Here is an 11,114-nt window from a genome sequence, read left to right on the forward strand (position 1 = left end):
ACACCCATGCGCCGCGCCGTCTGTCCGGGGTCCTTCGACCCCATCACCAACGGACACCTCGACATCATCGAGCGGGCCTCGAAGCTGTACGACGTGGTGCACGTGGCGGTGCTGATCAACCGCAACAAGCAGGGCATGTTCTCGATCGACGAGCGGATCGCGCTGATCGCCGAGACCACCGCGCACCTGGGCAACATCGAGGTCGAGTCGCACAGCGGCCTGCTGGTGGACTTCTGCCGCGAGCGCGGCATCCCGGCGATCATCAAGGGCCTGCGGGCGGCCGGCGACTTCGACTACGAGCTGCAGATGGCCCAGATGAACCACGGCCTGACCGGCGTCGAGACGCTGTTCGTGCCGACCTCGCCGACGTACAGCTTCCTCTCCTCCAGCCTGGTCAAGGAGGTCGCCTCGCTCGGCGGCGACGTCTCGCACCTGCTGCCCGACACGGTGCACCGCCGGCTGATCGAGCGGATCGCCGAACGCCGCGGCTGAGCAGGGCGTTGCGGGCGGCGGGGTAGGTGGCCGTACAGTCTGTACCCCCGGCCCCGGGGCCGCAGCCGGCGGCCCGCGGGCACTGCCTCCGCCGCACCTCGGCGGCACACGGAAAGACTGAAGACGCCCGTGGACGTGCAGCAGAAACTCGACGAGATCATCGCCCTGGTCGAGAAGGCCAAGGCGATGCCGATGTCGTCGTCCTGCGTGGTCAACCGTGCCGAGTTGACCGGGATGCTCCGCGACCTGCGCGAGGCGATGCCCGCCGAACTCGCCCAGGCCCAGTCGGTGGTGGCCGACCACCAGCAGATGGTGGCCGACGCCCGGGACCAGGCCGACCGGATCATCCGCGGCGCGCACGACGAGCGCGGCTCGCTGATCTCCGACACCGAGGTGGTCCGGCAGTCCCAGTCCGAGGCCGACCGGATCCTCGCCGAGGCCCGCTCCGAGGTGCAGGCCAAGCGGGCCGAGGCCGACGACTACGTCGACTCCAAGCTGGCCAACTTCGAGGTCGTGCTCACCAAGACGCTCGGCGCGGTCGGCCGCGGCCGGCAGAAGCTGCGCGGCGACTCCGGCGTGTACGAGCCGGAGGCGGACGGCGGCGAGGACGGCGAGGAGTTCCGGCCGCGGATCAGCCCCAGCCCCGAGGCCGACGAGTACGTGGACGTGAAGCTGGCCACCCTGGAGGCGGTGCTCTCCGCCACCCTGGAGGCCGTCGGCAAGGGCCGCGACAAGCTGCTCGGCAAGGCCCCGATCGACGAACTGGGCGCCTACCTGGCCGCCGCCGACGAGGCCCAGCAGCTCAAGGACCGCGCCGAGGCGGTGGCGGCCGGCTTCGCCGACGGCGCCGAGCCGCAGCAGTGGTACGCCGAGGTGCCGCAGCAGCAGTCCTGGCCCGAGCAGACCCCGGCCGCGGCCGGCTGGCAGCAGCCCGGCGAGGACCCGTACGCCCGGCCGCAGGCCCCGCAGTACGCCGAGGCGTACAACAGCGGCTACGACCCGGCGGCCGCCCCGCAGGCCGACCCGTACGGCCAGCCCTACGGGCACCAGCAGCCGGTCGACCCGTACTACCAGCAGCCGCAGTACCAGCAGCCGCAGGGCTTCGACCAGTGGGGCAACCCGCTGCCCGCCGACCCGTACGGCTACCAGCAGCAGCCGCAGGCCCAGCTGCCCCAGCAGCAGGCCGGGCAGCAGCCCGGACTGGACGAGACCAGCTTCTTCGACACCAGCATGATCGACATGACCAGGCTGCGGGAGCTCGGCGGCCGCTGAGGGCGCGAGTTGGGTTCGGCGCGCAGTCTCCGGTAGTCTGACCACTCCGGCCTGTTCGCGCCGGGTCCGCCGCACGCCCGCAGCCGGGACGTGCGGAACGGAGACCGAGAAACCCGCGCCACGCAGGAACGCGTGCCGCCGCCAGGAAGTCAGGAAACCTTGAACCGCCTCGACCACCGCGACCCGCTCGTGTTCGACACGCACGAGCTCGGCCGTCGCCCCGGATCGCTGCGCAAGGTGTCCCGCACCCTGGAGGCCCCGGCGGAGCTCGGCATCGCGGACGTCATCGGCGTCCCCGAGAAGAGCGAGATCGCGCTGGAGCTCCGCCTGGAGTCCGTGGTCGAGGGCGTGCTGGTCACCGGCACCGCCGAGGCCCGCGTCACCGGCGAGTGCTCGCGCTGCCTGGAGCCGGTGGAGGACGACCTGGAGGTCGACTTCCAGGAGCTCTACTACTACCCGGAGTCCGAGGAGCGGCACCGCGCGATCGCGGGGGACGACTTCGACGAGGAGTCCGAGGACGAGACTTACCGCCTGGAGGGCGACCTGTTCGACCTCCAGCCGGTGCTGCGTGACGCGGTGGTGCTCGCACTGCCGCTGCAGCCGGTGTGCCAGGACGACTGCCTGGGCCTGTGCTCCGCGTGCGGAGCGCGCCTGAGCGACGACCCGGCGCACCACCACGACGCCGCCGACCCCCGGTGGGCGGCTCTGCAGGGACTCTCCGCCGCCCCCGGCGACGAGGGTGACGAGGAATAAGACACAGCGCTGCCCGTGAGGGCCTCGCCGTAGAACCAGGAGATTTACCGTGGCTGTTCCGAAGCGGAAGATGTCGCGCAGCAACACGCGTCACCGCCGTTCCAACTGGAAGGCCGTCGTGCCCGCGCTCGTCGCGTGCGACCGCTGCCACGAGCCGAAGCTCTCGCACATCGCGTGCCCGAGCTGCGGCACGTACAACCGTCGCCAGGTCCTCTCGGTCTGATCGGCGGGGTGCACGGATCGATGTCGGACAGTGGCAGTTCCACCCGCAAGCCGAACCCCGCGACCAACGGGGGCAAGGGCGGTGGGCCGGCTTCGACCGAATACGACGTCCTGGAAGGGCGCCTCGGGTACTCACTTGAGCGCGCCCTTCTGGTACGTGCCCTGACCCACCGCTCGTACGCGTACGAGAACGGTGGCCTGCCCACCAACGAGCGCCTGGAGTTCCTCGGCGACTCGGTGCTGGGCCTCGTGGTGACCGACACCCTCTACCGCCTCCACCCGGAGGTCGCCGAGGGCACGCTCGCCAAGCTCCGCGCCGCGGTGGTCAACTCCCGCGCGCTCGCCGAGGTCGGCCGCGGCCTGGACCTCGGGGCCTTCATCCGCCTGGGCAAGGGCGAGGAGGGCACCGGCGGCCGCGACAAGTCGTCGATCCTCGCCGACACCGTCGAGGCCGTGATCGGCGCGACCTACCTCGACCAGGGCCTGGACGCGGCCACCGAGTTCGTCCACCGCCTGTTCGACCCGCTGATCGCGGAATCCGCCCAGCTCGGCGCCGGCCTCGACTGGAAGACCAGCCTCCAGGAGCTCACCGCCGCCGTGGGCCTCGGCGTGCCCGAGTACGTGGTCACCGAATCCGGCCCGGACCACGAGAAGACCTTCACCGCCGCCGCCCGGGTCGCCGGACAGGACCACGGCTCCGGCAGCGGACGCTCGAAGAAGGAAGCCGAGCAGAAGGCCGCCGAGTCCGCCTGGCGCGCGATCAAGGCCCAGCACGAAGCCCGGAACGAGGCCGCGGCGCCCGCCGCCGACCAGCCCGCCACGACGGTCTGACCGGCCCGCCGTGCCCGAGCTGCCCGAGGTCGAGGTCGTCCGCCGCGGTCTGGCCCGCTGGGCCGCCGGACGCACCGTCGCCGAGGCGCGGGTGCTGCACCCGCGCGCCGTCCGCCGCCAGGCCGGCGGCGCCGACGAGTTCAGCGCGCTGCTGCGCGGCCGCACGCTCGGCGAACCGCAGCGCCGCGGCAAGTACCTGTGGGTGCCGCTCGGCGACGGCCTGTCGATGATCGGGCACCTCGGGATGAGCGGCCAACTCCTCGTCCAGGAACCCGAGATGGCCGACTCCCCGCACCTGCGGGCCCGGCTCCGGTTCACCGACGGCGGCACCGAACTGCGCTTCGTCGACCAGCGCACCTTCGGCGGCCTCGCCGTCGAGGAAGCCGAGGACGGCGACCCCGAAGCCACCCCGCGCTCGCTCGCCCACATCGCCCGCGACCCGCTCGACGCCCGCTTCGACGACGACGCCTTCGCCCGCGCCCTGCGCGCCAAGCGCACCACCGTCAAACGCGCCCTGCTCGACCAGACCCTGGTCAGCGGCGTCGGCAACATCTACGCCGACGAGGCGCTCTGGCGCAGCCGCCTGCACTTCGACCGCCCCACCGCCACCCTGACCCGCCCCGCCGCACTCGAACTGCTCGGCCACGCCCGGGACGTCATGACGGCGGCGCTGGCCGTCGGCGGCACCAGCTTCGACTCGATGTACGTCAACGTCAACGGCGAGAGCGGCTACTTCTCCCGCGACCTCGACGCCTACGGCCGGGAGGGCGAGCCCTGCCGCCGCTGCGGGACGCCGATGCGGCGGGACGCCTGGATGAACCGCTCCAGCTACTCCTGCCCGAAGTGCCAGCGCCCGCCCCGGGCCTGAGCCGTCCGCGCGCTCAGCTCCAGGCGATCCGCTCCACCTCCCGCAGCCGGTAGGCGCCCAGGAACTCCGGGTCGAGGGTGAGCAGCCACTGCGCCAGCTCCGCCGGGGCGGCACCGGCCTCGTCGTGGAGGCCGAAGCGCACCTCCAGGCGGCGCTGCAGCCAGCGGTCGACGAGCAGCGAGAGCCGCTCGTCCGGGTGGGCCGCCCACCGCTCCAGCCACCGGAAGGGGGAGCCGGTCAGCGGGACGAGCAGCTCCAGCGCCTCCCCCGGGTGCCGCCCGGAGGGCTCCCGCAGGATCGCCTCCCACCAGGCCCGCAGGAAGCGCTCCACGGCCGGGCGCTCGGGCCACCCGCCCCAGCCGGCCGCCAGCAGCCGGGACGCGACCACCGCCGGGTCGGGCCCGGCAGCGTCCAGCGCGACCCGGCGCAGGATCCGCGGGGTCAACCGGCGGTAGAGGCCGGGGAAGTCGCCCCAGTGGTCGGGCACCTCACCGGCCACCGCGTCCACCAGCAGGTCGGGCACCCCGCCGACCGGGCCGGCCAGCAGCGCGAGGCCGCCGCCGGGGTGGCAGTACGCGCAGCCCTCGACGGCGACCGGCCGTTCGGCGTGCGGGGCGAAGACGGCGTCCAGGTGGTCGAGCGCGTCGAGCAGTTCGGTCATGGCGGCCCGCCGGGGAGACCTCACCCGGCGACCGGGGAGGGGACGACGCTAGCAGCCCCGGCGCCGGGCCGTCAGCCCGACTGCCCGGCGGGGGTCTGCTCCTCCTCGGCGGCGGCCTGCAGCGCGCCGCCCTCCTCGCCGAAGTAGGCGACGCCGACGGCGCTCGCCACCGCCAGGACGAAGCCGGAGACGGCCAGCCAGCCCAGGCCGTCCCGGGAGGAGTCGCCCAGCCAGAGCACGCCCACCGCGCCGGGGACGACCGTCTCGCCGACCACCAGGGCGGCGGTCGCGCCGTTCACCGAGCCGACCTGCAGGGCGACGGTGTGCAGGTACATGCCGCCGATGCCGCCGACCAGCACGGCGTACAGCGCCGGGTCGGCGAGCAGTGCGCCCAGGTCGAAGGGCTGCACGCCGTCCAGGATCCGCACCCCGATGCCCAGCGCGCCGAAGCCCAGGCCGGAGAGCAGGCCGGCCACGATCGCCCCGCCCGACCCGAGCCGGCGCACCAGCAGTGAGCCGCCCGCGATCAGCACCGCCGAGCCGATCAGCAGCGCCCAGTGGAAGGCGCGGGCCGCCTCGTGCCCGCCCTCCGGGCCGGCCGCCACCGCGAGCAGCACCAGCGCGCCGCACAGGACGCCGATCGACAGCCACTCCAACTGCCGCAGCCGCAGGCCCAGCAGCTTCACCGAGAGCACCGCGGTGATCACCAGGTTGGCGCTGATGATGGTCTGCGACAGGAACAGCGGCAGCAGCCGGGCGGCCAGCGCGCCGAGGCCGAAACCGATGAAGTCCAGCACCGTGCCGAGGATGAACTCCCAGGTGACGGCGGCCTTCGCGGTCGAGGACAGGCTCGGCCCGCCGTGCTCGGTGACGTTGCCCGCCGCTGCCTCCTGCCGGGCCGAGCGGCGGGCGCCGAGGGCCTGCAGCACCGAGCCGGTGCCGTAGCAGACGGACGCCGCGACGGCGGTGACGAGGCCGAGGATCACCTGGGGTCTCCTGTCGGGGGAGGGGAAGGGGGAGGGAAAACGGGAGGGGGAACGGGCGCGGAAGATCGTCACCACTATGCCCGTTCGGACGACCCCGGTGGCACGCCCGGCCCCGACTCCGGCCGGTCGGCGGGGGTCCGGGGCGCCGGACTCGCCCTCGGGTAGGGGAGGACCAGGGGTCGGACGCTACCGGAGGAGGGCGTGGCCCCCGGCGCCGGGCCGGTACGGTCGGGGGCATGAGAACTGTGCTCCGCCGCTCCCGGACCACCCGCACCGGGCCCGCCGCCGTCCTTGCGGCGCTGCTCGGCCTGCTGCTGGTGGTGTTCGGCCTGGCCGCGCCCGCCTCGGCGTCCGGCCTGAACGACGCGGCCGACGCGATGAAGAAGGTCCAGCTCTACGTCGACCCGGCGATGAGCGGCCGGTTCTCCAAGGACCAGGCGGACCGGCTGGCGGAGAAGCTGAAGGACGCCGACAAGCCGATCTTCGTCGCGGTGCTGCCCGACAGCGAGGCGTACCCGGCCAGGACCGTCATCAAGGACCTGCGCACCAAGGTCGGCATCGTCGGCGTCTACGCGGTCTGGCGTGGCGACCGGTTCGCCGCCGACTCGGACTCCGAGGCGCTGGGCCGGGCCGCGACCGACAACCTGGCCGGCGCCGCGTACCGCTCCAACGGCCAGGACATCGGCGCCACGCTGACCGAGTTCGTCGACGGCGCGGCCCGGCAGGCCAAGGGCGAGGGCCCGCAGCACAGCGACTCGATCGCCTGGGTGCTCGTCCCGGTGCTGCTGCTGGTGCTGGCCGGCGGCGGCGCCCTCCTGCTGTTCCGCCGGGCGAAGAAGCGCAAGGAGGCGCAGGCCAGGGCCGAACTCGCCCAGCTGCGCACGGTGGTGGACGAGGACATCACCGCGTTCGGCGAGGAGCTCGACCGGCTCGACTTCGACCCCGGCGCCCCCGACGCGGACGACGCCCAGCGCGCCGACTACACCGGCGCGCTGGACGCCTACGACCGGGCCAAGCGCATGATGGACGCGGCGGAGCGGCCCGAGGACGTCCGCCCGGTCACCGAGGCGCTGGAGCAGGGCCGGTTCGCGCTGGCCGTGCTGGCCGCCCGCCGGGAGGGCCGCCCGCTGCCCGAGCGCCGCGTCCCGTGCTTCTTCGACCCGCGGCACGGCCCCTCCAGCACCGACGTGGACTGGGCCCCGCAGGGCGGCGCCACCCGCTCCGTCCCGGCCTGCGCCGCCGACGCGGCCCGGATCGCCGACGGCCGGGACCCGGACGTCCGCACCGTGCGGACCGAGCACGGCGACCAGCCGTACTGGAACGCCGGGCCCGCCTACAGCCCCTGGGCCGGCGGCTACTTCGGCGGCGGCCTGCTGCCCGGCCTGCTGGTCGGCACCGTGCTCGGCTCGGTGATCGCCACCCCGGCCTACGCGTACGGCGGCGACGGCGGCTCCGACGGCGGCGGGCACGACTACACCGGCGGCGCGGACGCCGGCGACTACTCGGGCGGCGACTTCAACCCCGCGGACTTCGGCGACTCCTTCGACGGCGGCGGTTTCGACGGGGGCGGTTTCGGCGGCGGTGACTTCGGCGGCTTCGGCGACTGACGCCCCCTCAGCGGCCCGACGGCCCCCGGCCCCCGTCCCGCCCGGACGGGACGGGGGCCGTCCGCCGCCCGTCCCCGGGGAGGCCGCCCGCCGGGTCGCCCGCCCCGGCCGGCTCCCGGCGGCCCAGCAGCGCCAGCACCACCGCGCAGGAGACCAGTTGCCAGGCCGCGCCCCAGCCCAGCACCGTCCCCGGGCCGGCCGCGGCGGCCAGCGGGCCGGCCAGCGCCAGCCCCACCGGCCCGAACGCGAACGCCCCGAGCGTCACGTACGCGCTGACCCGGCCCAGCGCCCGCGGCGGGACGTGGCGCTGGGTCAGGGCGGCGAACAGGCTGCCGGAGACGATCGATGTCACCCCGGCCCCGGCCGCCGCCGCCATCACCAGCGGCAGCGGCCACCCCAGCGCCAGCGCCCCCGAGGGCAGCGCCCAGCCCGCGGTCACCAGCAGCACCGCGCGCAGCGGACGGCGCGGCCGCCGCCCCAGCAGCACCAGCCCGCCCAGCACCGCCCCCGCCCCGTAGGCGCCCAGCACCGCGCCCCAGCCGCCCGCCCCGCCGAGCCGCTCGCGGGCCAGCACCGGGCCGAGCACCAGGAACGGCGCCCACACCAGCAGGTTGAACAGGCAGCCCTGCAGCACGCTCACCCACAGCCACCGCCGGGAGCGGAACTCGTCCCAGCCGTCCCGGAGTTCGGCCAGCAGCCCGGGCGCGGGGCCGTCGGCGGCGGGCGCGGGCGGGACGCGCAGCAGGGCCAGCGCCGCCAGGCCCGCCGCGTACGAGGCGGCGTCCAGCAGCAGCACCCAGCCCGGGCCCGCGGTGGCGGTCAGCAGCCCCGCCAGGGCCGGACCGGCCACCGCCGAGCCGTTCCGGGCGATGCCCAGCAGCGCGTTGGCATCGGCCAGTTCGGCGGGCGGGACGAGCCGCGGCAGCAGCGCGTCCAGTGCGGGCAGGAACACCGCCTCGCCCAGCCCCCACAGCACCATCAGCGCGGCCAGCGCCCCCACCGTGCCGTGCCCGGTGAACAGCAGCGCCGCCGTGGCGGCCTGGGTCGCGCAGCGCAGCGCGTCCGAGCCGAGCATGGTCCGGCGCGGTCCGAGCCGGTCGGCGGCCGCCCCGCCGAGCACCAGCAGCAGCACGATCGGCACGATCCGGGCCGCCATCACCACGCCCAGCCCGGAGCCGCCGCCCCCGCCGTCCAGCACCGCGAAGGCCACCGCGACGGAGGCCGTCGAGGAGCCGAACAGCGAGACCGCGTAGCCGGTGAAGAACAGGCGGAACGGCCGCCCGCGCAGGACGGCGAGCCGCCGTGGAGTCGACTTCATGACCGGCAGGCTGCCCCGCCGAGGGGCTGCCGGACAAGGGGTTCCGGCGGAAAACCTGAGCGGATCAGCATCAATTTCTTCCAGGCCGGAAACCAGCGCAGTAAACGGGCGATTTACCGCCGTCGGAGCGGGTGTTGACGGTTCCTCGCGCGGAGGATTTACTGCGGGAATGACACCCGTGGAGTTCGCCGTCGCGACCGAGCACTACCTGGCCGGGGCCCCGCTCGCGGACGGCTCCCGGCGGGTCTACCGGATCGCCCTGCGCACCTGGGCCTGGCTGCTGGTCGGCCGCACCCCGCCGACCGGCCCCGAGCGGCGGCGGGCCGTCCCGCCGGTGCTGCCGCTCGCCCTGCTGGACGGGCCCGGCGCGCCGGAGCGGGTGGCCGCCGCGTTCGCCGCCCGGGCCGGGGCGGTCGGCCCCCGCACCGCCAACCGCGAACTCTCCGCGCTGCGGGCCGCCCTGCGCTGGTGGCACGCCCGCGGCTGGCTGGCCGCCGACCCCGCCGCCGGGCTGCACCCGCTGCCGACCGCCCCCGCCGACCCGGCCGGGGCACTCGACGCGGACCGGCTGCGGGCCGTCCTGGCCCTGCGGGTGCCGCTGCGCGAGAAGGTGCTCTGGCACCTCGTCCGGGAGAGCGGCGCGCCGATCGAGCGGCTGCTCGCGCTGGACGTGGACCGGCTCGACCCGGCGGGTCGGCAGGCCCGCACCGCCCCGGACGAGCGCCCGCTGCGCTGGCGCGGCGGCACCGCCCGGCTGCTGCCGCTGCTGGTGGCCGGCCGCACCGCCGGGCCGCTGTTCCTCACCGGCCGCCGCGCCCCGGCCGGCACCCCGGAGCGCGACCGCTGCCCGCTCACCGGCCGCGGCCGGCTCTCCTACCGGCGGGCGGCCGAGCTGTTCACCGCCGCCACCGCCCCGCTCGACCCGGCCGGCCGGGGCTGGACGCTGCACGCGCTGGCCGAGCCGCGGCACTGAGACCAGTGAGACCAGCGAGACCAGCGAGGGCGGGGGGTCGGTGGCAGGGGGGCGTGCAGCCCCTTCCGAGCGCCCCCGGAGTGCCCGACTATGGTCGGACGCATGCAGGGTCACGACAGCCACCGGTCCGTCCGCGCCACCATCTGGGTGCGCGGCCGCGTCCAGCAGGTCGGGTTCCGCTGGTGGACCAGGGCCAGGGCCCTGGAGATCGGGCTGACGGGCTACACGAGCAACCTCGGCGACGGCCGCGTCCAGGTGGTCGCCGAGGGGTCGCGCGCCGACTGCGAGCGGCTGCTCGCCGCGCTCCGCGGGCCCGGAACGCCTGGTCGGGTCAGCGGGGTCACCGAGATCTGGACCGCCGTAGGCGACGGGTACGACGGCTTCGCGATCCGATGAGCACACCGCGCTCGCCGGGGCGGGGAGAGCACCTGGCAACTGCCGGTGTCACAGGGTTGCCATCGGGCCCCACACGTGGTTGACTCCGCAGACGTAGTGATCCACTAGCCCGGCCGATGGCGTGTCGTTCCCGCCATGCAGGTGACAGGGGCGCGGTAGCGTGCGGTGATCGTGTTGACCCGTACGGTCTTTGGTGAGACGCTGGAAACCCGCGCACAGGTTTGCGTTTAACCGGCGGGGCCACGCCTGTGAGTGTGCCACTCACCAGCGGATGCCCTCGTAGTGCCCAGCCAGCACGTCCGGCGCGCAGGCGCGTGCGTATCCCTTCCCCCAAGACCCACCGTACACGGTTCGGTCACTCAGCGTGGAGGACCACACATCATGGCAAAGGCGCTTCTCGGGTACGTCGGCGGCCCCGACCCGCGAATGCTCACCGAGATGCGACGGCTGCAGCAGCGCGTCCAGGACCTGGAGAACGAGCTGGTCAAGCTCCAGGCCGAGAACGACGCGCTGTCCGCCGTCGCCGATGAGCACTCGCTGCTCAGCAGCATCGACCTGGACCAGCGCGAGCCGGCCCTGACCTGATCGTTCGTGGTCCTCGCGATCGACGCAGTCGTGCGCTGAGCCTCCCTCGCGAGAGGGTGGCAGCCTGCAAGGGACGTCCGAAGCGGACGTCCCTTCGTCGTGTCCGCGACGACCCTTTGCCGTCCCACTTCCCCGACCCGCCGCGCTGCC

General features: G+C 74.8%; 13 protein-coding genes. 10 read left to right on the forward strand and 3 right to left on the reverse strand.

Annotated features, from left to right (window positions below; translation table 11 throughout):
- Window positions 1–6 precede the first annotated feature (6 nt).
- The 6 genes from coaD (at window position 7) to mutM (ending at window position 4,438) form a co-directional block, all read left to right on the forward strand.
- On the forward strand, window positions 7–492 hold the full coding sequence (gene coaD, locus KSE_RS25500) for a pantetheine-phosphate adenylyltransferase (protein WP_014138238.1): 486 nt from the start codon (window positions 7–9) through the stop codon (window positions 490–492).
- A gap of 129 nt (window positions 493–621) precedes the next feature.
- On the forward strand, window positions 622–1,764 hold the full coding sequence (locus KSE_RS25505; RefSeq protein ID WP_014138239.1) for an ATP synthase F0 subunit B: 1,143 nt from the start codon (window positions 622–624) through the stop codon (window positions 1,762–1,764).
- A 159-nt stretch (window positions 1,765–1,923) separates the two neighbouring features.
- Entirely contained in the window at window positions 1,924–2,517 is a 594-nt protein-coding gene (locus KSE_RS25510; RefSeq protein WP_014138240.1) for a YceD family protein, read from the forward strand.
- 49 nt (window positions 2,518–2,566) lie between these two features.
- Complete coding sequence (rpmF, locus tag KSE_RS40320) at window positions 2,567–2,740, forward strand: 50S ribosomal protein L32 (protein WP_014138241.1); 174 nt, start codon at window positions 2,567–2,569, stop codon at window positions 2,738–2,740.
- Window positions 2,741–2,760: 20 nt separating this feature from the next.
- Window positions 2,761–3,570, forward strand: a complete 810-nt coding sequence (gene rnc / locus KSE_RS25515) for a ribonuclease III (RefSeq protein WP_014138242.1) — start codon at window positions 2,761–2,763, stop codon at window positions 3,568–3,570.
- Window positions 3,571–3,580: 10 nt separating this feature from the next.
- Window positions 3,581–4,438, forward strand: coding sequence for a bifunctional DNA-formamidopyrimidine glycosylase/DNA-(apurinic or apyrimidinic site) lyase (mutM, locus tag KSE_RS25520; RefSeq protein WP_014138243.1), 858 nt, complete (start codon window positions 3,581–3,583; stop codon window positions 4,436–4,438).
- A 13-nt stretch (window positions 4,439–4,451) separates the two neighbouring features.
- Here the strand turns inward: mutM and KSE_RS25525 are convergent, their stop codons facing one another.
- Entirely contained in the window at window positions 4,452–5,099 is a 648-nt protein-coding gene (locus KSE_RS25525; protein ID WP_014138244.1) for a hypothetical protein, read from the reverse strand.
- A gap of 71 nt (window positions 5,100–5,170) precedes the next feature.
- Window positions 5,171–6,085 (reverse strand): DMT family protein, encoded by a 915-nt coding sequence (locus KSE_RS25530; protein ID WP_014138245.1) that lies wholly within the window; start codon window positions 6,083–6,085, stop codon window positions 5,171–5,173.
- A gap of 236 nt (window positions 6,086–6,321) precedes the next feature.
- Between KSE_RS25530 and KSE_RS25535 the strand changes: the two genes are divergently transcribed.
- Window positions 6,322–7,692, forward strand: a complete 1,371-nt coding sequence (locus tag KSE_RS25535) for a membrane protein (RefSeq protein WP_033259291.1) — start codon at window positions 6,322–6,324, stop codon at window positions 7,690–7,692.
- 7 nt (window positions 7,693–7,699) lie between these two features.
- On the opposite strand, the gene KSE_RS25540 is transcribed toward KSE_RS25535, so the two are convergent.
- A complete protein-coding gene (locus tag KSE_RS25540; protein WP_014138247.1) occupies window positions 7,700–9,010 on the reverse strand; it encodes an MFS transporter in 1,311 nt (436 codons plus the stop codon).
- Window positions 9,011–9,179: 169 nt separating this feature from the next.
- On the opposite strand from KSE_RS25540, the gene KSE_RS25545 reads away from it, so the two are divergent.
- The 3 genes from KSE_RS25545 (at window position 9,180) to KSE_RS25555 (ending at window position 10,964) form a co-directional block, all read left to right on the forward strand.
- Window positions 9,180–9,983, forward strand: coding sequence for a hypothetical protein (locus KSE_RS25545; RefSeq protein WP_033259292.1), 804 nt, complete (start codon window positions 9,180–9,182; stop codon window positions 9,981–9,983).
- Between the two features lie 102 nt (window positions 9,984–10,085).
- A complete protein-coding gene (locus KSE_RS25550; protein WP_033259303.1) occupies window positions 10,086–10,379 on the forward strand; it encodes an acylphosphatase in 294 nt (97 codons plus the stop codon).
- A gap of 381 nt (window positions 10,380–10,760) precedes the next feature.
- Window positions 10,761–10,964 carry a hypothetical protein gene (locus KSE_RS25555; RefSeq protein ID WP_014138250.1) on the forward strand — a complete coding sequence of 68 codons (204 nt, stop codon included), beginning with the start codon at window positions 10,761–10,763 and terminating at the stop codon, window positions 10,962–10,964.
- The last annotated feature ends 150 nt before the right edge of the window (window positions 10,965–11,114 follow it).

This window comes from Kitasatospora setae KM-6054, from assembly GCF_000269985.1.
Lineage (GTDB): Bacteria > Actinomycetota > Actinomycetes > Streptomycetales > Streptomycetaceae > Kitasatospora > Kitasatospora setae.

What these genes read in the sequence shown, in the direction of transcription:
- coaD (WP_014138238.1), top strand. Translation starts at nt 7, where the DNA reads ATGCGCCGCGCCGTCTGTCCGGGGTCCTTCGACCCCATCACCAACGGA.
- rnc (WP_014138242.1), top strand. Translation starts at nt 2,761, where the DNA reads ATGTCGGACAGTGGCAGTTCCACCCGCAAGCCGAACCCCGCGACCAAC.
- KSE_RS25525 (WP_014138244.1), bottom strand. Translation starts at nt 5,099, where the DNA reads ATGACCGAACTGCTCGACGCGCTCGACCACCTGGACGCCGTCTTCGCC.
- KSE_RS25535 (WP_033259291.1), top strand. Translation starts at nt 6,322, where the DNA reads ATGAGAACTGTGCTCCGCCGCTCCCGGACCACCCGCACCGGGCCCGCC.
- KSE_RS25540 (WP_014138247.1), bottom strand. Translation starts at nt 9,010, where the DNA reads ATGAAGTCGACTCCACGGCGGCTCGCCGTCCTGCGCGGGCGGCCGTTC.
- KSE_RS25545 (WP_033259292.1), top strand. Translation starts at nt 9,180, where the DNA reads ATGACACCCGTGGAGTTCGCCGTCGCGACCGAGCACTACCTGGCCGGG.
- KSE_RS25550 (WP_033259303.1), top strand. Translation starts at nt 10,086, where the DNA reads ATGCAGGGTCACGACAGCCACCGGTCCGTCCGCGCCACCATCTGGGTG.
- KSE_RS25555 (WP_014138250.1), top strand. Translation starts at nt 10,761, where the DNA reads ATGGCAAAGGCGCTTCTCGGGTACGTCGGCGGCCCCGACCCGCGAATG.